This window comes from Streptococcus sp. GS001 (assembly GCF_021595565.1).
In the GTDB taxonomy this organism is placed as follows: Bacteria; Bacillota; Bacilli; order Lactobacillales; family Streptococcaceae; genus Streptococcus; species Streptococcus xiaochunlingii.
This window is the reverse complement of the sequence record NZ_JACSYJ010000001.1, coordinates 367,379-392,851: the sequence shown is the minus strand read 5'-3', so window position 1 is coordinate 392,851 and position 25,473 is coordinate 367,379. Positions and strand designations below refer to the sequence as shown.

Genomic DNA, 25,473 nt, shown 5'->3' with positions numbered 1-25,473 from the left:
TTGGCTTCCTTTTGTTTTTACTTCTTCGTAGTCCCACGATGATTGATGGTATGGGCAAGAAGAACTTCTCTTTCTTCCAATTCTTCCTTATGCATAATTTTTGTCAGCATCCGCATACTGATAGCCCCCAAATCATAAAGTGGTTGGCCAACAGTTGAAAGATTTGGACGAGTGTAGCGTGTAATTTGTGAATCATCACTGGTAATCAACTCAAAATCTTCCGGTACGTTCACACCTTGATCAGCTAGACCATTAAGCAAACCTGCTGCCAATTCATCCCCAGTTACAAAGGCTGCTGTTGCTTTAGATGCAATGATGCGTTCAGCCAAGTTATAGCCTTCTTCATAGCGGTACTTAGACTCAAAGACCAAGCCTTCACTGTAAGACAATTTTTTTGCTTTCAAAGCATCTTTGTAGCCAGCCAAGCGAATCTTACCGTTGATATCATCTACTAATGGTCCACTTACAAAAGCAATCTTTTTATTTCGTTTAGCCAATAGTGTAACCGCGTCTACTGTCGCTTGCTTGTAATCGATATTGACACTTGGCAATTGATGTTCGACATCAACTGTCCCAGCAAGGACCACCGGTGTCCGAGAACGAGAGAATTCTGAACGAATCTTTTCTGTCAAGTGATAACCCATGAAGATAATCCCATCGACCTGTTTTGAGAAAAGAGTATTGACAACAGAAACTTCTTTATCATCGTCTTCATCGCTGTTGGCAAGGACGATGTTGTACTTGTACATTTCAGCAATGTCATCGATCCCCTTTGCCAGAGTAGAGAAATAACTATTGGTAATATTTGGAATCACAACACCTACCGTTGTGGTTTTCTTACTCGCAAGTCCACGAGCTACTGCATTCGGACGATAGTCCAAACGTTCAATGACTTCCAATACTTTTTTACGAGTATTTTCCTTAACGTTCTTATTTCCGTTCACGACACGGCTAACAGTCGCCATTGAGACACCCGCCTCTCGGGCAACGTCGTAAATGGTTACAGTATCGTCTGTATTCATATTACTTCCTTTCTTTATTGAAAATTTCGTTTTCAGTCTTCTATAACAACTATTTTATCACTTATTGTAAACACTTTCAAGCATTTTAACATCTTTTTGCAAACTCTTGATTTTTTAGGGAAAATCTGACAAAATATTATCAATAGAAAGAAGGTAGCTTATGTCTAAATTAGATCAAATTGTAGCATTTCTTGAAACCGAAAAAACAGATGTGGCTGTTGTATCCGATCCTGTCACCATCAATTACCTAACTGGATTTTACAGTGATCCTCACGAGCGTCAGCTCTTCTTGTTCGTTTATCCAGACCATGAACCACTTCTTTTTGTCCCTGCTCTTGAGGTAGAACGGGCGACTGCAGTTGTGGATTTCCAAGTGGTAGGGTACGTGGATTCTGAAAATCCTTGGGAAAAAATCAAAGGGGCTAGCGCTAATCCAGAAGCCAAAAAGGTCGCTTTGGAATTTGATAATTTGATTTTGACCAAGTATCATGGGCTTCGTTCAGTCTTTGAACAAGCAACATTTACCAATCTCAGCCCTCGGATTAACCGCATGCGCTTGATTAAATCTGCTGATGAGATCCAAAAGATGTTAGTTGCTGGTCAATATGCGGATAAGGCTGTCAATATGGGATTCGACGCCATCTCACTGGATAAAACAGAAACTGATATCGTCGCAGAAATCGACTTTGGCATCAAACGCTTGGGCTATGAAATGAGCTTTGAAACTATGGTCTTGACTGGTAATAATGCAGCCAACCCACACGGCATTCCTGGAAGCAACAAAATTGAAAAGGATGCTCTTCTTCTCTTCGACTTGGGCTGTATGGTGAATGGCTATGCTTCAGATATGACGCGAACAGTCGCTGTTGGAAAACCAGATGATTTCAAAAAAGAAATCTACCACTTGACTTTAGAAGCTCAACAGGCTGCCCTAGATATGATCAAACCAGGTGTAACAGCACATGACGTAGACCGTGCTGCCCGGAGCGTCATTGAAAAAGCAGGATACGGCGAATACTTCAACCACCGCCTCGGACACGGTATCGGAATGGATGTGCATGAATTCCCTTCTATCATGGAAGGAAATGACATGGTCATCGAAGAAGGAATGTGCTTCTCTGTCGAACCAGGCATCTACATCCCTGGAAAAGTCGGAGTTCGGATTGAAGACTGTGGCTATGTCACAAAAGATGGCTTTGGCCTCTTTACCGAAACCAGCAAAGACTTGCTTTATTTTGATTAAGATAGGAAATAAGGAAATTATTTAATTATTGTTTGGCGTGGTAAAGGCTTGCTCGTTCCCCATGCTCTTATGATTGGAGGAGTTTTGGCGAATATGATTTATTCCTTCCTGCATCTTAATGTAAATAAGAGTACAGATAGTATCATCTTAGGATGTATGTTGGGAATTCTTACTGCAGCAGTCAATTATTTGCTAACAAAAAAAAATTGTTTCCGATCAGGTTCGGTATATGATTGATGAGGAAACAGGGCGACGCATTGCTTTGCGCGATCGTTCTTCCTTTATGTTCATTCCTAATCGTTACTGGACATGGATTTATGTAATTGGATTTATTCTAGTTAGTGTCTTATTTATTAAAAAATAAAAATTAGATAAACTTTAAATCATTTCATTCAACAAAAAAAAAGCCTTTCAGTATATACTGAAAGGCTTTTTTACATCAAGTTTCTTACAGACTCAAATCAAGAAACGGTTGCTAGTTCCATTTGTTTCTTGGTTTGCTCCACCACTTCTTTGAGGCTGGTCTGAGACATTTCCTTTTCCATAGCTAACTGAATCTCTTCCAGCTTCCCATCTAGGACACCATGGATGCTATTTCCAATCGGACAAGCTGGATTTGGGTGCTCGTGGAAACCAAATAATTGACCAGTCTTCCCAAGGCACTCAACCGCCTGGTAGATATCTAACAAACTAATGGCTTCCAATTCTTTGGCCATCTCGGCCCCACCTGTTCCACGCGCTACATGGATCAAGCCTGCCTTTTTTAATTGAGACAAGGTTTTCCGAATAATGACCGGGTTCACCCCAACACTGCCAGCAATCATATCACTGGTCACCTTGGTGCAATCTCCTTTTAAAGCAATCATGACTAATACATGGGTTCCAATGGTGAAACGACTTGAAATTTGCATGGATACTCCTCTCTTCCATCTAGATAGGGATGTCTTAAACTGGATCTAAGGCCATCAGTAACTAGATACATTTACTCTTCCGACGTTAAAGTTCTTTCTTTTAGTCTATTATACCCTTATTTGTTGTAATGTCAACTGTTACACTAGTTGAAAAAATCTCTCAACCATGCGTCTACTTCTACATTGTGTCCCTCTCGCTGGGCTATTTCATGTAGAAGCTCATGATTATGGGTATGGTGGATCCCATTGACTAAACTTTCATAGTAAACTTGGAAGTAAGGGAGTTTCAGATCCTTAGCGAGTTGGAGTTCTTTCTCAATGTCATAGGACACCCGCCGAAAGGCAACATCTTTCAAACCCGATTCATCAAACTCTAGAATAGCATACATGGCCCGGAGATCCTTTCGAAGATTGGCTTGCAAAAAGAAGGGTTGACCGATGGAACCCGGGTTCAAGATGAGCTCTCCACCACTTCCATATCGGAAAAATTGTTGGTGGATATGACCATAGACTGCTAGATCACAAGGGGGATTGGTTACGAGGCGATCAAAATCTTTCTGGTCTCCTATATGGATCAATTCGCGTCCCCAGTTTTTGTCTGGCAGATGATGGGTGATGCCCACTCTTAAGCCGGAAATTTCCCGATGCACTTGCATGGGCAGACTTTGCATGGCCTCTATTTCTTCTGGACGAATTTCTTCTAAGATATACTGACAATGGCGCATCAAATAACGGTGACTAGCCCTTGATGGATCCAGCATCCCCTTCATCGCTCGCCACAAGCTATCTTCCCAATTTCCTAAAATCTGTACGGTGATAGGCAATTCTTCAAGTAGGTTCAAAAGATGTCGTCTACCAGTCCCCGGCATAAGGACATCCCCTAATAACCAGTATTCTTCTACACCTGCCCGCTTGGCATCTTCAAGCACAGCCTCTAAAGCAGTTGTATTCCCATGTATATCCGAAAGCAAAGCAATTTTTGTCATGTCTCTTCTCCTTCTCTCATTATACCAAAGCTCTAAAAAACTTCCACCCTAGGGTAGAAGTTTCTTTTTTTATTCAACAGATTTCAAAGCCTCCAGCATGTCTACCTTACGAAGATGATGATTAACCAAGATTCCTAAGCTAGCTAGGATCAGAATGACGCCAGCGATAGGATAAAGATAGACACCAAGGGCTACCCGCGGATAGAAGAGAATGGCATCTGGGGCGATCATGGCAATCAAGAAGCGATGGAGATAAAAACCTCCTAGCAAACCCAATCCTATCCCTACAAGAGACAAGAGGATGGTTTCTCGATAAATATAAAGGGTGACTTCTTGATGATGAAAACCTAATACCTTAATGGTGGATAACTCACGGATTCGTTCTGCCACATTGATATTGGTCAAATTATACAAAATAACCATCGCTAGCAAAATAGATACCAGAACTAAAATCATCATGGTCTTATTCAATGATTGTGCCACAGAACTGAAGAGAGAAATCAAGGAAGTATTTTGCGTAACAGCAAGCACCGCCCCTTCTTCCATCATGTCCCGACTGACCTTCTGGACGAACTGCTGAGAAGAAGACTGTAATCGGACCAAATAGGCATTCATATTAGCGCTTTTTCCATAGGTTTTCTGATAGGTCGCTTGATTCATATAGACAAAATGGCCTACATAATTTTCGGTAATCGCAGCCACTCTAATCTTATGGCCATCTATCCACAAATCATCCCCAACTCCCACCTTGGCCAGCTGCGCTAATTTACTGGTAATCACCGCCCCATTGGATAGGTCGATTCTTCCCTCTTCTGAGCGAAGACTGATAAAGGGTTCCAAGCTGTCTTTAGAGGACACCATCAAGGTCATGCTTTGTTTTCCACGTCCTGATGGATAAGAAGCCTCCACTTGTTTTGTAAAAATGGCTTCTGTCTCTTTAATATCTGCTTGCTTCAAGCGCTTCTTCAAGGATTCTTCCTCTTCGTCTGTCAGACTGGATTTGGTCGAGAGAATCATATCATACTTGAGGATTTCCCCAAACTGACGTTGGGGCACACCACCGACTGAGGATTGAATACCAAGACCCGCAAAGAGAAGAGCAACCGAACCAGCAACACCAAATATGGTCATCACCATCCGCTGTTTGTAGCGAAAAATATTTCTAGCAGTCACCTTTTGGGTGAAACTCAAACGTTTCCACAAAAACGGAAGGCGTTCGAGCAAAATACTGGATCCGGAAACTGGCGGTTTTGGAAGAAGGAGGTGACTGGCTTCTTCCTTCAACTCTCTCTTAGCGACTAGATAAGCTGGAAAGACGCTAGAAAGAAGGGAGAGCCCCAAGGCTAATAAGCTATAGGACCCATAAAAATACTGTTGACTAGTACCCACGACCATCCCCTGAGTGATAATTTGTGAAATGGTTCCTGATAAAACATAATGACCGAGAAGAGTTCCGATGCCTGTCCCAACAGTTCCAGCAACCAAGCCATACAAGAGAAACTTTGCTAAGATATCTTTCGTTCGATAGCCCAAGGCTTTGAACAAGCCCGCATGGCTCCGTTCTTCATCAACAAAACGAGTCATGGTCGTGAACGTGACCATGGCAGCGACTGCGTAGAGTACCACAGGAAATAGATTGCCTACGGCGGAGATACTGGCACTGGCATTACTATACATGAGGTAACCCTGGCCACCTGGAATGGTTTTTCGATCATAGACATGATAGTTTGGTTGCTCTAGATTTTTCAGATCTTCCTTGGCCTTTTCCAGGTCCTTCTGTTTAGTTGCTAGTTCCGATTCACCTGTCTGAATGTTGACCAATTGATAATCTAGTTGCTTTTGAGCTTCTGCCAACTCGAGTCGTCTTGCTTCTAATTCTTCCTTGGGCAAGAGTGTAGATAGTTGATTCAGATTATTGGATTGCTCCGTCAATTGTGTCTGTGCTTGACCTGCCTTTTCGCGTGCGTCTGCTAACTGTTTATTTGCAGCATCAAGTTCTTCTCGCCCTTTTTGGATCTTTTGTTTCCCATCAGCCTGTAGCTTTCGATAGCGCTCCTGACCATTTCCAGCTAAGAGTTTTTTCAGGTCCTTTTGATGGGAGGCCAGACGATCTTGATAGCTGGTTGAGAATGGATTGAACCCCCTCAAATCATCAAACCGAATCCGAGCAAGGCTATAAACAGGACTAGTAAAGGCTTCTTTTGAGAGGACGCCATAGGCATCCAAGGAACCACTCCCACTCCTAGCTTGTCCCAAGTCTTTTTCGGACCACATCTCAGCAGACTTTACAAAGCCAACAATTCGATAGTTTTTTGTCTTTAAAACAGATGGACTTCCAGCTTTTTCATGTATCCTTAGCTGATCCCCAATCTGGTAACGATCTTTCCAAAACGCTGCTAGAGCGACCTCATCTTCCTTCTGCGGAAGCCGTCCTGAAGCCAGCTGAAAGCGTGAGATGGTTTCTGGAATGGAAAACAGTCGAACAGCTTCGTCCTTTCCGTCAAGCGTCACATCTGTCAGGTAGGAAAACTCCAAGCTGGCCCCCGTCAATCCTTGTAGCTCTTCTTGGTCAGTCTTATCCAAACCAAGATCTCCCATGACAGCTAGGTCCAACATTTCTTGTTTGTCTATAAAGCGCTGGGCAGTCCGATGCATATTTGGAGTCGTTACTTTTAAACCGACCAGGGCTAAGCTACCCAGCATCATCAGCGTTAAAATGGACAAAAAGCGCCCTTTGGAACTGGTAAAGGAATGACATAGATCTTTCCAATATACTTTTCGCTTCATGAACAACCTCCCTAATACTCTAGGCTATCAATATCTAGTGGAGTGTTATGGATGGTCACCGATTTTACTTGGGCATCATGCATCTGAATGACACGATCGGCTATTGGCGCTAAAGAAGCATTATGGGTGACGATAATCACTGTTGCCCCTTTTTTACGAGACATGTCCTGAAGAATCTTTAAAACCTGTTTACCGGTTTGGTAGTCTAAAGCCCCTGTTGGTTCATCACAAAGGAGAATCTTAGGGTTCTTCGCCACTGCGCGCGCAATGGCTACCCGTTGTTGTTCCCCACCAGATAGCTGGGCTGGGAAGTTGTTCAAACGCTCACCCAATCCAACCTCTCTCAAGACTTGTTCAGGGTCTAAGGCATCAGAAACAATTTCAGAAGCCAGCTCAACATTTTCCTTGGCTGTCAAATTAGGGATGAGATTATAAAACTGGAAGACAAAGCCAACATCATTTCTGCGATAATCCGTTCGTTGGTGCGAGGAGAAGCTTGAGATGGCTTTCCCATCCACTAGTACCTCCCCTTCATCATTGCTATCCATACCTCCCAAAATATTGAGGACTGTTGATTTTCCTGCGCCTGATGCCCCCAAAATGATGACCAATTCGCCTTTCTCAATTTCAAAAGTAACATCTTTATTGGCAATGATGTCAGTTTCTCCTGACGGATAGCGCTTGTAACTATGTTTCATCTCAATATAAGCCATATCTTATCTCCCACTTAAACACAAGTTCCTATCTTTATTATAGTCCTTTTTTACCGGAAGACCAAGTACAATCAATCCCTTAAAACGACTAAAAAACAAGAAATTTGTGAGGGATGCATTTCCTCTATTTTATGAATAAAGCCATCCAACAAACTAATACTTTTCTATGCAAAAATAGACAAGGAAAAAGCTTGATCTTATCTAGTTCCTGATATAGAAATCTCCAAGCATCATCTGCCCTCCTCTCCTTAGTTTGTGATATAATAACAAATAAGTATGAATTGTAATGATCGTTTAAATAACTGATATTTCAAGTTTTTCTTTCATTTTTATATAATAGCCCCTTTGAAAGTAGATCTGGGAAAAAATTTTATAATCCTTCCAAAATGGCTTTTATAGTATAAGAATAAGACCTGATTTCAAGCCATTTAGACTTATAGAATGATACTAAAATTTTATTCTGTTGATGAATAAATTTGATTTCTGTATAATATGATGATTAGTGAACAATCATTTATACCAAATACATGATAAAGGAGGAACTATGACCCGAAAAAAGAGAAAAACGAATTCTAAAAATGCTATCCGAAGCGCCCTATCACGCCTGCTTCTTGAACAATCACTTGAAAGCCTTACAATTAGCCAACTAACAAAGGAAGCCGGCATTAATCGAGGTACCTTTTACCTTCATTATGTAGACAAACAAGATATGTTCAACCAGCTTAAATCTGAACTCTTAGGCGAGTTGGGAGAACTTTTCGCTACAAGCACCGTCAATCGAGCAAATTTTCTTGCCTCACTTCAATATATTCAAGATAATTATGACTTTATCTATGCCTTGATGCAGATGGATTACCAAGAATTTCATTTTCTAATGAAAAATTTCACCCTGCAACTTCTTGACGATACTCCACACGCCAAAGACCACTTGGTTAATAAATTCCAAGTTCCTTATAAGTATGCTGTTGAGATTTTTGCAGCTACGATTGAAGCCGTAATCACAAAATGGTTGTCAACTGGTGCAAAAGAAGAGCCGATCGAAATCGCGACAGTCGTGTTAAGTGTGACTGACTTTACCACTTGGAACCAACCCATAACAGAATAAGAAAATGAGAAAACGAAAGTTTTCTTTTTTTATGGATAAGAGCAACTAGCTGGAACCTCAACGCACTCACAAGATTATTTGCCCAACTATCAGAAAACGTTTTCCTTTTCTTTCCTTTTTAGCTATAATATTTAGTATGCAATAAAATAGAAATGAGGACCGTTTATGAAAAAGAAGAAACTTCTTTTGCCGATCTTATTGCTTGCTCCTGCCTTCCTAGCTTCTCAGGTAGTTGCAGATGAGCAAACAGCTCCAGAAACTAACCTTGAAGTAGCTGCTGCTTCCACAAATGCTACAGATGCTGCTAGTCCTGCTTCAACAGAAGCTAATACAGCTACTTCAGAAGGCGCTACAGAGAGCTCAGCTGACTTGCCTGAAGCAAATATCCTTCATACCAACGATGTCCATGGTCGGATCGTCGAAGAAAAGGGTGTGATTGGTGATGCTAAATTAGCCGCAGTCATCGATGAAGAACGTGCGAAAAATCCATCTACTTTGGTCGTAGATGCTGGAGATGCCTTCCAAGGACTACCGATTTCAAATAGTTCAAAAGGGGAAGAACGAGCTAAAATTTTGAACGAAATTGGCTACGATGCTATGGCAGTCGGAAACCATGAGTTCGATTTTGGTTTGGATGAGGCTAAGAAATACAAAGAAATCTTGAACTTCCCACTTCTCAGCTCCAACACCTACATCAACGGTGCTCGCTTATTTGAGGCTTCCACCATCGTCGATAAAGATAAGAATGTCGTTGGGGATGAGTTTGTCGTCATCGGGGTGACAACGCCTGAAACAGCCACTAAAACTCACCCTAAGAATGTCCAAGGTGTAACCTTTACAGATCCTATTTCAGAAGTAAACAAGGTCATCGATGAAATTGAGGCACGCGCGACTGCTGAAGGCAAGACTTATAAAAACTATGTTGTCCTTGCTCACTTGGGAGTAGATACTACTACACCAATCGAATGGCGAGGATCTACCTTAGCTGAAGAACTTTCTAAAAACTCAAAACTGAAAGGAAAACGCGTCACCGTTATTGATGGGCATTCCCATACTGTTCAATCAACCACTTACGGAGACAATGTCACCTATAACCAAACCGGTAGCTACCTGAACAATATCGGTAAAATCACCTACCAAGCCAACCAATTGCTTGGTAACCCTCAACAAATTTCAGCTGCTTCAACAAAAAATGTCGTGCCAAATGCCAAAGTAGCTGCCATGGTCCAAAAAATCAAGGAACAGTACGATGCTGAGAATGCAAAAATCGTTCGTGACAATAGTCCGGTAGAACTAAACGGTCAACGGGAAAATGTCCGTGTCCGTGAAACTAACCTAGGAAATGTCGTGGCAGATGCCCTCTATGAATATGGACAAACTGGTTTTAGCCATAAGACAGACCTTGCTGTAACCAACGGTGGCGGCTTACGCGAAACCATCGCCAAAGACAAGCCAATCACCAAAGGAAGCGTCATTGCTGTTCTTCCATTTGGGAATACCATCTCTCAAATTAAAGTAACTGGTCAGAATATTGCTGATATGTTTGCTAAATCTCTTGGATCCATTTTACAAGAAAAAGATGGCAAAACGGTTCTTGACGAAAACGGTCAACCCCTTCTTGAACCAAGCGGTGGCTTCCTCCAAGTCTCTGGAGCAAAAGTTTATTACGATACAACCCTACCAGCTGAAAAACGCGTCCTCTATATCGAAATTAAAAACCCAGAAACTGGTCAATATGAACCGCTCAACCTTGCTAAAGATTATTACTTGACTACTAATGACTTCTTAGCAGCAGGTGGGGATGGCTACACCATGTTAGGTGGAGCTCGTGAGGAAGGTCCTTCCATGGACGTTGCCTTTGCAGATTACCTTGCTAAGTCAGATCTCACAGCCTATGCAACCATCAATCCAAATTCTCGTACCATTTCTATTTCTGCTAGCAAAGATACAGATGGAGATGGTGTGGCAGATATTGAGGAAATCAAACAAGGAACAGATCCTGCTAATCCAAAGTCCTACCCAGGAAGCAATAACCAACCAGTTATCCCATCTACCGGTAAAATGGATCAAACATATATTCCAGCTCTAGTTGGTACGAATTCTCCTAATCAACTAGCTAGCCAAACAAAGAATACTTTTACATCTGCTAAGGACGATACACAGATCAAAGCCAACAACCATCACCTGTCCTTCACCTCAGCAAAAACATTTAAACCAGCAGCTACAAGCCTACCAGAAACAGGAACAGCCGACTCTCCTGCTATCTATATGCTCGCTCTGTTGACATCCATCCTAGCCTTCTTTGGTCTTAAGAAAAAAGAAGAAAACGAATAGTCACTGTAAAAAATAGTCTGGAACAACATTGTTCTCAGCCACAAAAAAGCTAGAGATTTCCAATTATGGACCTCTAGCTTTTTAATTTTGAGTAGTTTTCTTATTGTATTTGAGGAGATTATTGGCCATGAGTACTAATCCCATGTCATTTTTTACCTGACGCTTGGATTTCTTTTACTTTTAAGAGCTGATACCTCTCATTCACATAGAGCCCCTTTTATAGAGCCAAGTCAGCTTGTTCTGCCTTATAAACCATATTTTCCTGTCTAAAACCTGTTGTGCTATGCCTATGTTTGAGGTGATCAAACTGGTATACCCAACTCTCTGGATGGGTGTAGGTATCAGTTGTTTCATCGTAAGTCCAATTATCCAAATTCCTATCAGATTCTTTGTATTTTTCTTCTGTTCCTTGTCAAAAAGACTATATTTAATCAAATGCTCAATACCCATCCTATCCAAGGTAAGAAGAATCTCCACGCTACCGTATCCCGCATCGGCGACAGCTCTTTTTAACTCATGTGGATAGGTTTCTAAAAAAGGCAACAGCGTTCTGGTATCTGTTGGATTTTGATAGATGTCATCGTGAAGGACGAACTGATTTTCAGTAGCGATTTGTAGGTTGTAAGCAGGTTTGAGTCCTACGCTTAAATAAGCTTCAATTTCCCTCGTTCAGCTTCAGATAAGTGCTTGTAGGATTGATTTGTAGTAGGATAATTAGCAGACATGTTCATCTTCCTTTATACTGTTTTTCGCAACTCTAGTATATCAGATGAACATGTCTTTTGTGTTGCACTTCATTTTACAACAGGGCATGTGGTCTGTTTTCAGAAAAGGTAATTTTCTAGACAAGTAGTTGTTGAATAAATAAGACAGGTTCTATTCATTAACCTATCAACCAACTCTTTAGTTTGTAAGTTGGCATCTTGTATACTGAAAAAGAAACAATACTAATCAATTCAACTTACTTGACAAAAGCGTTGCTTAGTGGTTTAATATACCCCGTAAGGGTATATCGGAGGTGCCTATGTTTCACTTATTTACAAAAATTGATAGTATTTCTACCAGCGAATTAGAAGCTAAACTCAAGGAACCAATTCAGCTACTGGATGTGCGGACGCCTACGGAATTCCGTAGAGGCCATATCAAAAACGCCAAGAATGTTCCTCTAACCGAAATCGGAGCTTACACACCTGCGACAAATGAAACACTTTATGTCATTTGTCATTCCGGTGTTCGAAGCAAGATCGCTGCTAAAAAGCTCAAGAAAAAAGGCTATGATGTTATCAACGTCCGAGGTGGTATGAGCGCTTGGCCTGGTGATGTTGAATAAATAAAAATCAAAAAGAGCAATTGGTCTTATTTCAAGAAAACCAACTGCTCTTTTAATCATTTGTTCACTATTTAAGAGAAACGTATGTTTTTTATTACTTGCGTTTAATCAAGTATTTAACCGCCTTTTCCAATCTTTCCTTCTGTGCTTGAGGATCCTCTAAAGGGTCGTTAATACAAGTTGTTAAATTCTCCGTTATCATCAGTTCAATAATACGATCAACACTGGACCGCACTGCTGTTAATTGAGTAATGATATCAATACAATCACGCTCTTCCTCCATCATTTTTTGAATACCTCGCAATTGACCTTCTGAGCGTTTGAGGCGTGTAATGTACTTTGATCTTGTCATATCTTTATCCTAAAACGATTTTTCTACATTATATCTCTAATACAGTCCTTTGTCAAAAGGAGCACTTATCTTAAAGACAAAGACTTCTAGTTCTCCACTCTGACTCTCGTAACAATACCGTCTTTATCTGTAACGGAGAATTCAGAAGAGGAAATCCATTGAAGTTGCCCTTGCCTATCCTGAGCTTGCGTAAGCAAATTGACCAAAAACTCTTTATTCTCAACTTCAACCAAATAGTAGGCAAGACCTACCATTCCATTCTCACGAGGAGCTAAGTTTTTACCACCCCATTCATTTACTGCTAGATGATGGTGATAATTCCCTGATGCTATCCAACTGACATGTGGAATCGTGAATTTATCCTCAAGACCTAGAGACTCTTGATAAAATGCACATGCCTCTCTGCTATTTTTAACAGATAGGTAAACATGGCCCATGCGAGTGCCTTCTGCGATCACAAAAGGATCAAGTTCTTTGCCTAATTCATAGATATCTTGCGCAGACAGCTCTTCTGTGATCCCAGTAATTCGACCATCCTCACGAATATCCCACTCGTTCACAGGCTTGTCTCTGTTGAGTTCAATGCCATTGCCCTCTAAATCTTCTAGATAGACAGCTTCACTATAGCCATGATCAGCTCCGCCAACTAGTGGAACCTTTAGGTCTAACAAGCATTTAAAAATATTTGCCAGATCTTATCAACTTGGATAGGATGGGTATTGAGCATTTGATTAAATATAATCTTTTTGACAAGGAACAGAAGAAAAAATACAAAGAATCTGATAGGAATTTGAATAATTAGACTTACGATGAAACAACAGATACCTACACCCATCCAGAGAGTTGGGTATAGCAGTTTGATCCCCTCAAACACTACCATACCTCAACAGATTTTAGACAGGAAATTAGGGTTTATAAGGCAGAACAAGCTGACTTGGCTTCACAAAAGGGGCTCTATGTGAATGAGAGGTATCAGCTCCTAAAAGTAAAAGAAAGCCAAGCGCTTTTATCTGTCGAAGGCAGTCACATCTTTGCCCAACGCAAGGTTGATGTGGAACCTGTCTTTGGGCAGACAAAGGCTTGTTTGGGTTACAAGAGATGTAATCTAAGAGGCAAATGACAGGTTAAAATTGACATGGGATTGGTTCTCATGGCCAATAACCTCCTCAAATACAATAAGAGAATGGCTCAAAATTAAAAAGCTAGAGTTCCACAATTGGAAATCTCTAGCTTTTTTGTGACTGAGAACAATGTTGTCCCAGACTATTTTTTATTTCCTGACTACCAAATCCATCTCTTACTGTTTCTTTAAAAGGTTTAGATTCGGATTTTTATGAGCAAAGAGCACGACCTCAATAAAGGTTCCCACTTGGAAGGCAAAGAGCAAGCCTACCAAAATATTGACCCGATGGTCTGTTTCATAGAATGGGGAATTCCATAAGAAGTGATTGGTCACCGTGGAAACTACACACCAGAGACCAAAGAGCTTTTCCTTTTGCTTGGTGCACTGAGACAGGATGAGAAAGGCTCCAACAGATACAACAGCTGTGTAGACTGCATGAGATGCTAAACCACCAGAAATGCGGTTCACTGCCTCTGTTACTGCTGAGAGGTCTCCAGTTCGCGTTTGACGCGCCACATAACCTAGATCTTCAATGATTTGGAAACCAAGACCAGATCCAAAGCCGGCAATTAAAATCGATTTCAAATCCTTACGACCCAAAATCAAGAGGATCCAGAAGGCCACCAGAGCTTTGAAAAATTCTTCAGAAAAAGGTGCTGTCAAAGCATCTGTCCATTTATTAAAGGTACTAACATCCTGAATGAGATGACTATTGAAATGGTCAATGAGGCTGTTCCCTGAAAAACTGAGCCAGCCAGCAACAAAAGCACCTCCAAACATGGTTGCCCACAAAACAAGAAGAGGAACCTCAAATCTTCTTGCAAGTCGCTTAATAAAGAGATAAAGAGGGACGACAATCACCGCTAAAACGAGCAGATTTAATACCAAATCTCTTCCTGCTACTTGGCTAAACTCTTGTTGGGAGAGAGAGCCTAGCTCAAACTCCATCCCAATCCCTGCTAAGACCAGAAATAGGAAGAGCAATATTCGTTGAAACTTATTCATCCTTCTTACCTCCCTTTGCTTTCTTTGATTTGATGAAGAAAATTCCTACTCCTATCACTGTCACAAGGGCTAAGCCAATCGTAATGACGAAGTCATAATCAAATGGTACCAAATTGATTTCTTCTTCTTGGTTTGCATCTTCTTCATCTGTTAAATCGTCAATAGCACCTTGTCCATATTGAGCAATCACCTTTTCTTCTGCTTCTTGACGAATTTCTTGCAGACGATCGAAGGTCTTTTGAGCTCGAGTCATGCTCGTTTCTGTCGCTTTTAGGCTCGCCTGCTCTGGCTGTGAAGCGAGGGCGATTTGTTCTTGATCACTGATTTCTTGCTCAGCCATCCATTGAGATTCTAGGCGTTCCATTTCAGTACGGATGGCCCCATCTCCGAACAAATCAGGATATTTGGCAACTAAGTCATTAATGCGAGACATGGTCCAATACCAAGATTGGGGATTATAGGCTGTTCCTAATTCTTGATAGGCTTGGTAGGTATTGGTGATATTGCCATAATAAGGCAGGTAAGGAGCATTTCGTGGGCTTCCCATCGCTAACCACATGGTTCCCCCACCTGCACTATCAGGAACATTATCCTTTAATTGGAAAATATGGGCTTCCATAACATTCGGGTTCGAAATCGGGTATTTATAGACTTCATCAAACTTCCCTTTTTCTGGAATCCCTTTTCCATCTAACTCCATTTGATCTTGTGGTTTGAAGTCTGTTCCTTCCAACCGATTGCGTTGGAGATTCATCGCATCTCGTAGCGTCAATTTCCGATCCGTTGTATGCATCAAGTCAAAATACTCGTCATCGTAGTTCACATCTGCATCTGGATCCAGTGACTTAATACCAGACCAAACACGAGAACGATCTGCCTCATGCAAAGGAGGATTATAGGATTGGGAAACATGGAATTGGCCATCGATTTCTTTATAGGTTCCTGCATCACGGGCGACTTTTTCAACATCCTTAGAGGCAATAGTCCGTTCCTTATCTGAAAAATCGACATGTCCTAAGAAGAAGGTATTTGGAAAGACTGCATAGCGATCTTCTGGGAAGAGAATGGCTACATATTGGTGACCAGAAAGGATCTCCATGTACCAGATACCTTCCTTGTCCGCGATCGTCACAATATTTCCTTCTGCTGCCCCTTTTTCTTCCACAATTTTAGCAATGAGCTCAACTCCTTCACGAGCCGTTTTGACACTTGGAAGAACGACAGTGGTGAGGGCAGATTCAGCCAAGCCGTCCTCTACATAAGGATCGACCTTTTTAATATTGTCATTTGCTGAAGCTGAGACGGTCGCCGAGATGGACACACCATGCTCATTAAAACCAGCTTCATCAAATACACCCTGTTCTGGTGTAACATCTGGGACAGCTGTATATTTATAACTTACTTCTGGGAGCTCATACTTAAAGCCATTGGTGGCATCTTCAAAGACCTCCCCTTTCTTGTTATAAGTTCGTTCTCTGACCACAAAGTTCTTATTGTGGTTTGGTTCTAAGTCCTCCGTACGTCCGTACAAAGCATTCCCATCTGCTGTTAACTTTTTACCGATGATAAAACCTGTACAGGCCTCTACCGGTTGGGCAAAGAGGAAGAGAGCAGTGATCAAACCCAAGGCTGATCGAGCATAACGTTTCTTCATATTGAACTCCTTTAACTAGATATTAACCGTATAACCTCTTTTAGTATACCTTTTGAACCAAACTTTAGCAAGCGCTTACAACGACTGTAATCAAATAGTAATCTATCTGAAAATTATTTGATCTTCAAATTATCAAACAACCTTCTCTATCTAAGTGTACACTAAAAAGCTCGGAACTTCTTCCAAGCTTTTTCTGAATACTATCTACCTTTTTAGGAAAGAATCAGGCTCGCGACAAGGGGACTTATAAAGACGTAGAAAACGCCAGTTATCCCAATTGCTAAGCCTCCCATAGCTCCGGCTACTTGACCATACTGAAAGGCTGTACCAGTCCCTACCGCATGACCTGTACCCCCAAGAGCCAAACCAATGGCAACAGGATCCTCTACTTTTAGGCATTTAAGAATCGTTGGTCCTAGCACACTGGTTAGGATACCTGTCGCTACAACGACAACTAGGGTAATGGTAGTAATTCCCTGCATTTTTTCAGCAATCCCCACTGCCATGGCTGTTGTCACAGACTTAGGAAAGAGGGAAATAGCTAGAAAGTACTTCATCCCAAAAAGCTTAGCCAAGACAGCTGTAAAAAGCGTGTTGACTACTACTGCTAGAAAACTACTAAGAAGAATACTCTTGGCATGGTGTTTCATCAGATGGAAACTCTTATACAAGGGGATTCCCAGGACAACCGTTGAAGGCACAATCAAATTACTGAGGTAGGTCCCGCCAATATTATAGGCCTTATAGGAAATCCCTGTCAGCTTTAGAAATCCAATGATTAAGACCGTAGCAACTAAGAGGGGGGTCGTGATCGGATGGGGAAAGCGACGAAAAATCATCATCCCAATCAGATAGGCAAAGACTGATAAAGAAATCCCAAAGAGAGGATTTGACCACAAACTTTCCATTATTTCTTCCCTCCTTCATAATCCCCCTCATACCTTGTCTTGATTAAGCCAACAACAAGCGCAATGAGGGTTACATTGATGATGATAGCCCCTAAAATAATCAATACGATGGGCAATAAATAGGGCTGGATGACATCAAACTTATCCATAATCCCAACCGCTGGAGGTAAAAATAAAATCGTCATATTGGCTAAGAGAAAAGATCCGACCAGATTCACATGGCGGATACGAAGCCATTTCAACTGCAAGCAAAGAAATAGAATCAGTAGACCAATAATACTACCTGGAATTGGCAAATGAAAGAGGGTCGATATCCCTTCCCCAATCAAAGAGATGGTAAAGATAATCATCAGTTGAACATAGAGTTTCACGCGCTTCTCCTCAAAATTCTTGAAAGATACACTAACAGTCTACTCCTTTTCTGTAAAAAATCAAGTATTTTCAGAATGTTTTCAGATATAAAAGACAAGGACGACTGCAAGGGTGTCCTTGTCTAGAGAGCTATTTATATTTTCTTGGCTAGCATGGTCGCAAAGCGTAAGGCAATTCGATTGCCATTTTCATCACGTCGGTGCAGATGCCCTGGATTTTCATTGTATTTAACGAGTTCCCAATCCTTGTAGTAGTCTGCTAGCTCGCCTTCCTTAAAGGTAAAGGAAAAAGGAACCTGGCAAGGATAGTCCTCTGTATCCATGGCACAAACGATCAAGTTATAGCCTCCCGGATTGGTCTGGTCTTGCATATTTCGAATAATCGCTGGAATGCGATCCGCTTGCAAGAACATGAGGACAACCGTTGAGACAATCAAATCATAACTTTGTTTTAGGTTCGCTGAGTTGATATCATAGAGTCCCACAGTCATTTCCAAATCTTCTTGTTCTACAATACTTTGGAGGATCTCTAGGGCTAATTCATTTTGATCGACTGCTGTCACTTCAAAGCCATGCTGGGCCAAAAAGAGAGCATTTCGTCCTTGTCCACACCCCAAATCCAAGGCCTTGCCTGGAGAAAGGGACTCCATGGCTTCTAGCACTTCCGAATGGACGGGATTGCTATTATATTTTTTGGGGAAATAATCTTTGGGCTCACAGTAGAATTCCAAAAACCATTCCACATCATCTGTAAGGGCCTCTACACGATGCCAAGCTTGCGGCTGTGCCATCGGGTTATCCGCACCTGCCTCAAAAACATGGCTAGCTACTTCTTCCCCATCTTCCGTCAGCTCAACAAACTTGAGTTTTCCTTTTAGGACTGTAATCTTTCCCCAAGTACCTACTTTGGTATTGTGTTTTCTTTGGACTGCTTCAGGCATGGTATCCTTGGTCCACAAAGGCATCCGTTTATAGGCAATTAATTTTTCAGGCATCCGTTTCTTCTCCTTCTTTCTATCTATCCCTATCATACAAAAATTGCATGCAAATAACAATAAAAAGAGTGGAATTACAAGCTCCTTTTCTGAAGACTTCTATTCCACTCTCTTAGAATCCAGTTGAGGCAGGATGCTGATTTAACAGTCTCTGTCTACTTATTCTTCATTTTCATTCTTTTTTGATTTTTTAAAGTAGAAACCTGCCAAGCCAAATCCTGCAATAGCCAAAACTCCTAAGACGGCAGATAAACTGCTGTTTGAATCACTTGCCTTGCTAGATGATTGACTAGAAGCTGTTTCTTCCTTCTTATCAGTTTCTTTCGATGCATCTTTTTCAGCTTGAGCTGCTGCTACCAGATTGGCCTTGTTATAGCCGTCATATACAAAGTCTGCTTCCAAACCTTTTTCTGTACGAATCTTATCTTCCATCTCGCTTTCAACTTGCTTGATTTGTTTGAAGATGGTTTCCGCACGTTTAAGTGAGTCACTTGTTACTTCGTCTGCAGTAGCTTTCGCTTGGTCATCAGTAAGTCCACTGTATTTTTGATCCAAAGCTGCTTGTTCTTTGATCCATCCTTTTTCCAATTCTTTCCACTTCTCTTGGATGCTGTTGCCAAAGAGGTCTGGGTATTTCATGACCATTTGGTCAATATGCCAAACAGCCCAATACCAAGAAGTTGGATCGTATTTGGCAGAACGAACTTTGAATGGTGCATAGGTATCGTTGACAATACCATAGAATGGCACATAAGGCGTGTTCCGGCTTTGAGCGAGACCTAACCAAACGACACCACCAAATGGAGTTGGCAAGTCCTTCTTAATTTGGTATACGTGGGCGTTAATGACGTTTTCATTTCCCAAAGCATATTTGTATTTATTGGTATCGACTTCTTTACCTGGTTCCACCAAGTCATCTGGTGTGTATTGTTTGAGGTGTTCGAACCGGTTCCGTTGTTCAGCGAAAACATCTTCTAGACTATACTTTTTAGAAGGATCCGTTGGTTTGCGCAAAAGGTCAAAGTGCTTATCATCATATTTGATGTCCGCTTTCGGATCCATCAAGGTAATCCCTGCATAGGTCCGTGAGCGGTTGCGTTCGGTATATTCATCTGGACCATAAGAGTCTGCAATATGGAAGTTACCATCTTTATCAGTCTTGTAGTGGTCTGCCTTTTTAGCAACTGCTTCCACATCTTTCGAAGCAATGACATTGTCCTTGTCCTTGAAATCCACATGTCCTAGATAGTAGGTATTGGCAAAGATGGCATAGCGGTCTTGAGGGAATTTAATGGCTACATATTGGTGACCAGAGAGGATTTCCATGTACCAGAGTTCATTCTTATCTGCTACGACAATGATGTTTCCTTCGGCAGATCCTTTTTCATCAAGTACCTTGGCAACCAACTCAATTCCTTCACGAGCTGTTTTGACACGTGGAAGAACCAAGTCCACCATAGCAGCTTCAGCCAAGCCATTTTTCACCAGTGGGTCTGCTTTCAAAATCTTATCGTGTGGGGTTGCAGATACGGTAGAAGTCATGGAAACGCCTGCTTCGTTAAAGCCGTGTGCTCCGAAGTTCCCGTTGGAACCATCTCCATGGGCTGCATCATAAGTTGCGGTATATTTCATTTCATGACTCAAGTGGGGATAAGCAAAGCCGTTGGATTCGTCCTCCAACATATCTCCATCCTTATAGTCTTTGGCAGGTACCACCTCGTAAGTTTTATTGTGGCGACCACCATCGGGAGCATAAGGATAGTCTTCAGTCCGCCCAAAGAGCATGGAACCATCTGTCGTGAGTTCCTTCCCAACAATGAAGGCTGAGCAGGCCTGCGCAACTTGAACTGGAATCAAGGCAAAGGCCATCAAAGCAATCATCAGTTTGACCAGTAGTTTTCTCATAGTCGATCTCCTTTATGACTACAAAAGAGGCTAGAAAATCATTTTCAAGCCGACGAAAAACAACTATACCAACGCTACCTTCAGTATACTCTTATCCAGAAAATAATGCAAGCGGTTTCAAGAAAGGGAATTTAAAAATAGGAACAGTTTTCAGCCCTTGCTTCAGCTGTTCCTATTTCTTACTTTAACGCGTATTGTATTGCTTCATGACACGAGCAATGTCACGATTTTGCTCCCGCCGTTTGATGGATTCACGTTTGTCATAATCGTGCTTCCCTTTGGCTAAGCCCAGCAAGAGCTTGGCGTAGCCATCCTTAAGGTAAACCTTAAGGGGAACTAGAGTCATCCCTGTTCCTTTAGTCTCCTGCTCCAACTTTTGAATTTGCTTCTTATGCAGCAAGAGTTTGCGACGACGCTCTGGGTCTTGGTTCCAGATATTGCCTTCCTCATAGGGAGCAATATGAACATTGCTGAGCCAGACTTCCCCATTTTTGACTTGGGCAAATCCATCCTTGAGGTTGATACGAGCTGCTCGAACACTCTTGATTTCTGTACCAGTCAGGACCATTCCTGCTTCAATGGTTTCAACAATTGTATAATCGTGGCTTGCTTTCTTATTTTGTGCGACGACCTTTCCCTCGCCCTTTGCCATGCTTAGCTCCTTTCTTAGCTACTTCCTTGTAAAAAGGTTTCTTACTCTTTTTCTTCTTGTCTTTTGAAGAATGCTTGCACTTGTTCTCTCTAAAGCCCCCTTGCTTTCGTTCTTCTTTCTTAGAAGAAGGGCGCTTAGAGTGTCCATTTCGATCTTTACGATCCGATGCTGTAGTGACTTTTTCAATCAAATCCAGCTCACTTGGGATATAAGAAAAATCAATCTCGCCAGTCATCTTATCCGCTCTTTCGACCCTGATTCGGATCTCCTGACCGACACGGAAGGTCACGCCTGATTTTTCCCCACGCAAGGTCAAATCGCGCTCGTTAAAATGATAAAAACCAGGTAAGGTGGTGATGTGGATCAAACCTTCTACGGTATTTGGCAATTCAACAAAGAGACCAAACTTGACGACACTGGACACCAAAGCATCGTACTCTTCGCCAACATAGTCCTCCATGTACTCTGCCTTCTTCATGGCTTCTACTTCCCGTTCAGCATCAATGGCGCGACGTTCCCGACTAGAGGATTGGCTAGCAATATCTGGAATGACCTGTTCAAAATGACTAGCTACTTCAGAATCTTTTCCATACTCTCGCACCATGCGGTGGACTAATAAGTCTGGATACCGGCGAATCGGACTGGTGAAGTGAGTATAGAACTCAGCTGCTAGCCCATAGTGGCCGTGGTTGTGCTCGGAATAACGCGCTTGCTGCATGGAACGAAGCAACATCATAGACAAGACATCAGCATAGGGTTCCCCTTCTACCTTCTTCATGATGTCCTGCAAGGTTTCCTGACTCATGGAACTAGCTGTCCCATAAATTGGAAGGCCAAAACTAGAGGCATAATCGATAAACTTTTGCACCTTCTCTGCTTTGGGTTCTTCGTGAATCCGGTAAATAAAGGGAAGTTTTCGTTTGGCAAAATGCTCTGCTACTGTCTCATTGGCGATCAGCATAAAGGATTCAATCATCCGTTCTGCAACCCCACGTTGGCGCAAGACGATGTCTACTGGTTTTCCTTGAGGATTGACCAGGATTTTTGCTTCACTGGTATCAAAGTTCAGGGCGCCTCGTTTTTCCCGCATTCCTTCTAAGATCTGATGAAGAGCAACCATGGCTTCGATACTTGGCACAATAGCTTGGTATTCCTCACGCTTCTCCTGGTCCCCAGCAATGATCTCATTGACATCGCTATAGGTCATACGGAAAGTCGTTTTAATGACCGTTTGGGTGATCTGGTAACGAAGGACCCGACCACGCTGGTCGATCTCCATAATAGCTGACTGGGTCAAGCGATCCACTTGAGGGTTTAAGGAACAAATCCCGTTTGATAGACGCTCAGGTAACATGGGCACGACCCGATCGGTCACATAGACAGAGGTCGCCCGGTTGAGGGCTTCCTTGTCCAAGGCAGAACCTTCGGTTACATAATAAGAGACATCGGCTATGTGAACGCCAAGCTCAAAATTCCCACCTTCCAAGCGCTTGATGTGAACCGCATCATCCAAGTCCTTGGCATCGGCACCATCAATGGTAAAGATGATTTCATCTCGAAGATCCAAACGTCCCTCCATATCCTTCTCACTAGGCTGGTCTGGGATGCTTTCTGCTTCTTTGAGGACTGCTTCTGGAAATTCTGAGACGATATCCATAGACTCTAAAACTTCCAAGACATCGATCCCAGGATCTGTCACATGCCCAACCACATCTTGTACTGAGGCAACAAAGTAATTATGCTTCCGACTTGGATACTGTTCAATAGCTACCTTGAGAACTTCCGTTCCCTCTAATTGTAGGGCAGGTTTTTTCACGTAGATGCGTTGGCTAATCTTTTGATTCTTTGAAAGGATGTAGCCTGCATATTTGGGTTTTTCCTCATCCAAAACGATTTGGCCGACGACTGTTTGGAGGCTGTGCTCCAAGACATCAATGATTTTCCCCTCTGCCGCAGTCCCCTTTTGCCGATCGGCGACCTTGGTGATTACAACCTCAACTGTATCCCCATCAATGGCATGGTTGACATCATTTCGTCCAATAAAAAGGTCCTCTTCTTCCCCCTCTAGGCTAACAAAGCCAAAGCCACTCTTATGAGCATGGAAAATCCCTTTCACAGTAATGACGCCTTTTGGCTTGGCATCAAGGAGACTTAAAAAACCATTTTCTTCAAAGGTTAGTTGACGACGTCGCTCCATCAGCGAAATGGTCTTAATCAGTTCACGAAAACCTTTGGCGTCTGTACTCCCTATGGCTTGAGCCAACTGATCAACCTGAGCTTTTCCCTCCTGTTTTAAATAATCAATAATTTTACTTTTCATATCTTGTGCTGGTCACCCAGCCTCCTTTATTTTCTTTCTTTCAGAGAGATTTCTTTACAAGTGACAAACTCCCTATCAAACGACCCATAGATGAAAAAATAGGCAAAGACAATGTCTAAGCCTATCTTATTTACTGGATAATACCATTAGAATCATCGCAATCAGTAACCAAAGGAAAATCATGACTCCTGTTAAACGTTGCATGACTGCTTCGAATCCACGAGCTTTTGAACGTTCGAATAAGTCATTTGAGCTTGCATCGAATACGTTGCTAGATTGATTTTTAGTTGGTTGCATGAAGATAGCAATAACAATTAATACAGATAGTACCAATAAAATAGTAATCAACGGTTTAGTCATAATTAAAAAACTCCTTAAAATCTTATCTATTTTACCATAAAAATCATTTTGTTTCAAGATGTAATGTCACTTTTCTCTCTTTGGGACAATACTTCAAAACTTCAATTTTTTCAGGGTGTGTCTTCATATTTTTACTTGTCAAATAATTCTGACTACCACAGCTCGTGCAGGTTAGTTGTACTTTAATGCGCACTGATTTCTCTCACTTTCAAATACTTTCTAAAGATGAATAAAAGGAAGGCCAAATCTATAAAGGCTAGGATAGCAGTCCCATAGAATACCCAATGGTAATTGACATGCATGGCAATACTAGAGCCCATCAGGGGACCAAGAACTCCCCCAACATAAAAGAAGAGCTGATTGTAACTAAAAATCCGAGAAATTCCTTCCTTGGGAGTCATGCGGTTTAAGAGAGCCGTCACTCCGGGCATTAAGGCTCCTGTTCCAATTCCAAATAGGAAGCGAAGAAGGCCTAATTGAAAAGGGGTCTGAGCAAGGGCACAGAAGATATAGAGGATGCCACTATAGAGAAGAGCTAAAAGTAAGAGGCGATGGTTGCCAATTTTATCTCCGAGCTTTCCCATCCATCCCGATGTCAGGATACTGGAAATCCCCATCGCTGATACGATCAGTCCAGATACAAAAATAACATTGTCGCTCTGGCCAAGTTCTCTCACATAGAGTGGAAGAATGGGAGAAATGGACTGACCGATCATCTGAATGGTCATACTGGTCAAAAAGAGGCCCAGTAAAATGCCCTTATGCTGGATAGAAGTCAGTAATTCCCAGCTTGAAAGGTGCTTCTCCTTCGATATTTGTTGGTAGTCTTCCTCAATGCCCCACCAAGTTAAGGCAGAGACGAGAAAGAGGAAAAAACCAACGAGGAGAAAGACATTCCGCATACCAAATTGCTCTGCGATCAATCCCCCCAACAAGGGGCCCATCAAAGTACCGGCGACGGTTCCCGTCGATAAGGTTCCTAGAGCATATCCAGATTGATTCTTTGGTACCTGACTGGCAATGAGAGCCGTGCTATTAGGCACAAAGCCTGAGAAGACACCATTTAATAAGCGTAGGAGCAGCAACCAAAAGACGGAAGGGACAAAAGCAATTCCTCCCATGGTCAAGGTCATAGCAATAGAGGCTCTCAACATCATGGGTTTCCGACCATAACGGTCCGCCAAACTCCCCCAGATTGGGGCCATTAGAGCGGAAGTCAAAGAGGAGGAGGCGACTGCAATCCCAGCATAAAAAGGAACTGCCGGACCTTTCACCCCCAACTCCTCCACAAATAGAGCCATAAAGGGAACCACTAACGAAAGACTAGCACCTACGAAAAAGCAGCCAATCCAGGCAATAAAAAGATTTTTACGCCAATTGATTTCCAGTGAAATAGG

The 25,473-nt window shown here is 42.1% G+C and carries 21 protein-coding genes and 4 pseudogenes; 5 read left to right on the top strand and 20 right to left on the bottom strand.

Going from position 1 to position 25,473, the window contains the following annotated elements:
• Positions 1-17: 17 nt before the first annotated feature.
• Entirely contained in the window at positions 18-1,022 is a 1,005-nt protein-coding gene (gene ccpA / locus H8S88_RS01920; protein ID WP_006595886.1) for a catabolite control protein A, read from the bottom strand.
• Positions 1,023-1,182: 160 nt separating this feature from the next.
• Between ccpA and H8S88_RS01915 the strand changes: the two genes are divergently transcribed.
• The gene (locus tag H8S88_RS01915; RefSeq protein ID WP_123160486.1) at positions 1,183-2,265 is read left to right on the top strand and encodes a M24 family metallopeptidase; all 1,083 of its coding nucleotides are present in this window, start codon (positions 1,183-1,185) and stop codon (positions 2,263-2,265) included.
• A gap of 461 nt (positions 2,266-2,726) precedes the next feature.
• Here the strand turns inward: H8S88_RS01915 and H8S88_RS01910 are convergent, their stop codons facing one another.
• The 4 genes from H8S88_RS01910 to H8S88_RS01895 form a co-directional block, all read right to left on the bottom strand.
• Positions 2,727-3,176 (bottom strand): Rrf2 family transcriptional regulator, encoded by a 450-nt coding sequence (locus H8S88_RS01910; RefSeq protein ID WP_048789598.1) that lies wholly within the window; start codon positions 3,174-3,176, stop codon positions 2,727-2,729.
• Between the two features lie 143 nt (positions 3,177-3,319).
• Complete coding sequence (locus tag H8S88_RS01905) at positions 3,320-4,162, bottom strand: metallophosphoesterase family protein (RefSeq protein WP_048789597.1); 843 nt, start codon at positions 4,160-4,162, stop codon at positions 3,320-3,322.
• Between the two features lie 69 nt (positions 4,163-4,231).
• On the bottom strand, positions 4,232-6,949 hold the full coding sequence (locus tag H8S88_RS01900; RefSeq protein WP_125334753.1) for an FtsX-like permease family protein: 2,718 nt from the start codon (positions 6,947-6,949) through the stop codon (positions 4,232-4,234).
• Between the two features lie 11 nt (positions 6,950-6,960).
• Complete coding sequence (locus tag H8S88_RS01895) at positions 6,961-7,662, bottom strand: ABC transporter ATP-binding protein (RefSeq protein ID WP_048789595.1); 702 nt, start codon at positions 7,660-7,662, stop codon at positions 6,961-6,963.
• A 544-nt stretch (positions 7,663-8,206) separates the two neighbouring features.
• Here H8S88_RS01895 and H8S88_RS01890 point away from each other — a divergent pair.
• Together H8S88_RS01890 and nt5e are read left to right on the top strand one after the other, a co-directional pair.
• Positions 8,207-8,767 carry a TetR/AcrR family transcriptional regulator gene (locus H8S88_RS01890; protein WP_048789594.1) on the top strand — a complete coding sequence of 187 codons (561 nt, stop codon included), beginning with the start codon at positions 8,207-8,209 and terminating at the stop codon, positions 8,765-8,767.
• Positions 8,768-8,932: 165 nt separating this feature from the next.
• The gene (nt5e, locus tag H8S88_RS01885) at positions 8,933-11,101 is read left to right on the top strand and encodes a cell surface ecto-5'-nucleotidase Nt5e (protein ID WP_125334755.1); all 2,169 of its coding nucleotides are present in this window, start codon (positions 8,933-8,935) and stop codon (positions 11,099-11,101) included.
• A gap of 81 nt (positions 11,102-11,182) precedes the next feature.
• Here the strand turns inward: nt5e and H8S88_RS09930 are convergent.
• Together H8S88_RS09930 and H8S88_RS01870 are read right to left on the bottom strand one after the other, a co-directional pair.
• A pseudogene (locus H8S88_RS09930) lies at positions 11,183-11,737 on the bottom strand (transposase); the annotation flags it as partial.
• A pseudogene (locus H8S88_RS01870) lies at positions 11,726-11,832 on the bottom strand (IS30 family transposase); the annotation flags it as partial. The pseudogenes H8S88_RS09930 and H8S88_RS01870, both read right to left, overlap by 12 nt.
• A 293-nt stretch (positions 11,833-12,125) precedes the next feature.
• On the opposite strand from H8S88_RS01870, the gene H8S88_RS01865 reads away from it, so the two are divergent.
• Positions 12,126-12,431 (top strand): rhodanese-like domain-containing protein, encoded by a 306-nt coding sequence (locus tag H8S88_RS01865; RefSeq protein WP_048789591.1) that lies wholly within the window; start codon positions 12,126-12,128, stop codon positions 12,429-12,431.
• 94 nt (positions 12,432-12,525) lie between these two features.
• On the opposite strand, the gene H8S88_RS01860 is transcribed toward H8S88_RS01865, so the two are convergent.
• A complete protein-coding gene (locus tag H8S88_RS01860; RefSeq protein WP_048689573.1) occupies positions 12,526-12,783 on the bottom strand; it encodes a metal-sensitive transcriptional regulator in 258 nt (85 codons plus the stop codon).
• An 86-nt stretch (positions 12,784-12,869) separates the two neighbouring features.
• A pseudogene (locus tag H8S88_RS01855) lies at positions 12,870-13,475 on the bottom strand (VOC family protein); the annotation flags it as partial.
• Here H8S88_RS01855 and H8S88_RS09925 point away from each other — a divergent pair.
• Positions 13,475-13,981, top strand: a pseudogene (locus H8S88_RS09925) (transposase); the annotation flags it as partial. The pseudogenes H8S88_RS01855 and H8S88_RS09925 overlap by 1 nt on opposite strands.
• A gap of 99 nt (positions 13,982-14,080) precedes the next feature.
• Here the strand turns inward: H8S88_RS09925 and H8S88_RS01845 are convergent.
• The 11 genes from H8S88_RS01845 to H8S88_RS01795 all read right to left on the bottom strand — a co-directional run bounded on the left by H8S88_RS01845 (position 14,081) and on the right by H8S88_RS01795 (position 25,458).
• Positions 14,081-14,911: a PrsW family glutamic-type intramembrane protease gene (locus H8S88_RS01845; RefSeq protein WP_048789589.1), complete on the bottom strand. Its 831-nt coding sequence runs from the start codon at positions 14,909-14,911 to the stop codon at positions 14,081-14,083.
• Entirely contained in the window at positions 14,904-16,565 is a 1,662-nt protein-coding gene (locus H8S88_RS01840; protein WP_048689579.1) for a C69 family dipeptidase, read from the bottom strand. The genes H8S88_RS01845 and H8S88_RS01840 overlap by 8 nt, the downstream gene beginning before the upstream one ends.
• Before the next feature lie 212 nt (positions 16,566-16,777).
• Complete coding sequence (locus tag H8S88_RS01835; RefSeq protein WP_048789588.1) at positions 16,778-17,473, bottom strand: LrgB family protein; 696 nt, start codon at positions 17,471-17,473, stop codon at positions 16,778-16,780.
• Positions 17,473-17,844, bottom strand: coding sequence for a CidA/LrgA family protein (locus tag H8S88_RS01830; protein WP_048789587.1), 372 nt, complete (start codon positions 17,842-17,844; stop codon positions 17,473-17,475). The genes H8S88_RS01835 and H8S88_RS01830 overlap by 1 nt, the downstream gene beginning before the upstream one ends.
• A gap of 134 nt (positions 17,845-17,978) precedes the next feature.
• Positions 17,979-18,839 carry an SAM-dependent methyltransferase TehB gene (gene tehB / locus H8S88_RS01825; protein ID WP_048689588.1) on the bottom strand — a complete coding sequence of 287 codons (861 nt, stop codon included), beginning with the start codon at positions 18,837-18,839 and terminating at the stop codon, positions 17,979-17,981.
• Between the two features lie 159 nt (positions 18,840-18,998).
• Positions 18,999-20,744, bottom strand: a complete 1,746-nt coding sequence (locus H8S88_RS01820; protein ID WP_125334759.1) for a C69 family dipeptidase — start codon at positions 20,742-20,744, stop codon at positions 18,999-19,001.
• Positions 20,745-20,928: 184 nt separating this feature from the next.
• Complete coding sequence (gene smpB / locus H8S88_RS01815; RefSeq protein ID WP_048689598.1) at positions 20,929-21,396, bottom strand: SsrA-binding protein SmpB; 468 nt, start codon at positions 21,394-21,396, stop codon at positions 20,929-20,931.
• On the bottom strand, positions 21,359-23,716 hold the full coding sequence (gene rnr / locus H8S88_RS01810; protein ID WP_236127859.1) for a ribonuclease R: 2,358 nt from the start codon (positions 23,714-23,716) through the stop codon (positions 21,359-21,361). Before rnr ends, smpB begins: the two co-directional genes overlap by 38 nt.
• A 126-nt stretch (positions 23,717-23,842) precedes the next feature.
• Complete coding sequence (gene secG / locus H8S88_RS01805; protein WP_048689602.1) at positions 23,843-24,076, bottom strand: preprotein translocase subunit SecG; 234 nt, start codon at positions 24,074-24,076, stop codon at positions 23,843-23,845.
• Positions 24,077-24,119: 43 nt separating this feature from the next.
• Positions 24,120-24,269 carry a 50S ribosomal protein L33 gene (rpmG, locus tag H8S88_RS01800; protein WP_081453577.1) on the bottom strand — a complete coding sequence of 50 codons (150 nt, stop codon included), beginning with the start codon at positions 24,267-24,269 and terminating at the stop codon, positions 24,120-24,122.
• Entirely contained in the window at positions 24,259-25,458 is a 1,200-nt protein-coding gene (locus tag H8S88_RS01795) for a multidrug efflux MFS transporter (protein ID WP_293882879.1), read from the bottom strand. The genes rpmG and H8S88_RS01795 overlap by 11 nt, the downstream gene beginning before the upstream one ends.
• Positions 25,459-25,473 lie beyond the last annotated feature (15 nt).

Bases quoted from the DNA above. Each gene is read 5' to 3' on its own strand.
- H8S88_RS01905 (WP_048789597.1), bottom strand. From the start codon at position 4,162: ATGACAAAAATTGCTTTGCTTTCGGATATACATGGGAATACAACTGCT.
- H8S88_RS01865 (WP_048789591.1), top strand. From the start codon at position 12,126: ATGTTTCACTTATTTACAAAAATTGATAGTATTTCTACCAGCGAATTA.
- rnr (WP_236127859.1), bottom strand. From the start codon at position 23,716: ATGAAAAGTAAAATTATTGATTATTTAAAACAGGAGGGAAAAGCTCAG.
- H8S88_RS01835 (WP_048789588.1), bottom strand. From the start codon at position 17,473: ATGGAAAGTTTGTGGTCAAATCCTCTCTTTGGGATTTCTTTATCAGTC.
- H8S88_RS01910 (WP_048789598.1), bottom strand. From the start codon at position 3,176: ATGCAAATTTCAAGTCGTTTCACCATTGGAACCCATGTATTAGTCATG.
- H8S88_RS01860 (WP_048689573.1), bottom strand. From the start codon at position 12,783: ATGACAAGATCAAAGTACATTACACGCCTCAAACGCTCAGAAGGTCAA.
- H8S88_RS01915 (WP_123160486.1), top strand. From the start codon at position 1,183: ATGTCTAAATTAGATCAAATTGTAGCATTTCTTGAAACCGAAAAAACA.
- tehB (WP_048689588.1), bottom strand. From the start codon at position 18,839: ATGCCTGAAAAATTAATTGCCTATAAACGGATGCCTTTGTGGACCAAG.
- H8S88_RS01900 (WP_125334753.1), bottom strand. From the start codon at position 6,949: ATGAAGCGAAAAGTATATTGGAAAGATCTATGTCATTCCTTTACCAGT.
- smpB (WP_048689598.1), bottom strand. From the start codon at position 21,396: ATGGCAAAGGGCGAGGGAAAGGTCGTCGCACAAAATAAGAAAGCAAGC.
- ccpA (WP_006595886.1), bottom strand. From the start codon at position 1,022: ATGAATACAGACGATACTGTAACCATTTACGACGTTGCCCGAGAGGCG.
- secG (WP_048689602.1), bottom strand. From the start codon at position 24,076: ATGACTAAACCGTTGATTACTATTTTATTGGTACTATCTGTATTAATT.
- H8S88_RS01890 (WP_048789594.1), top strand. From the start codon at position 8,207: ATGACCCGAAAAAAGAGAAAAACGAATTCTAAAAATGCTATCCGAAGC.
- H8S88_RS01820 (WP_125334759.1), bottom strand. From the start codon at position 20,744: ATGAGAAAACTACTGGTCAAACTGATGATTGCTTTGATGGCCTTTGCC.
- H8S88_RS01845 (WP_048789589.1), bottom strand. From the start codon at position 14,911: ATGAATAAGTTTCAACGAATATTGCTCTTCCTATTTCTGGTCTTAGCA.
- nt5e (WP_125334755.1), top strand. From the start codon at position 8,933: ATGAAAAAGAAGAAACTTCTTTTGCCGATCTTATTGCTTGCTCCTGCC.
- H8S88_RS01895 (WP_048789595.1), bottom strand. From the start codon at position 7,662: ATGGCTTATATTGAGATGAAACATAGTTACAAGCGCTATCCGTCAGGA.
- H8S88_RS01840 (WP_048689579.1), bottom strand. From the start codon at position 16,565: ATGAAGAAACGTTATGCTCGATCAGCCTTGGGTTTGATCACTGCTCTC.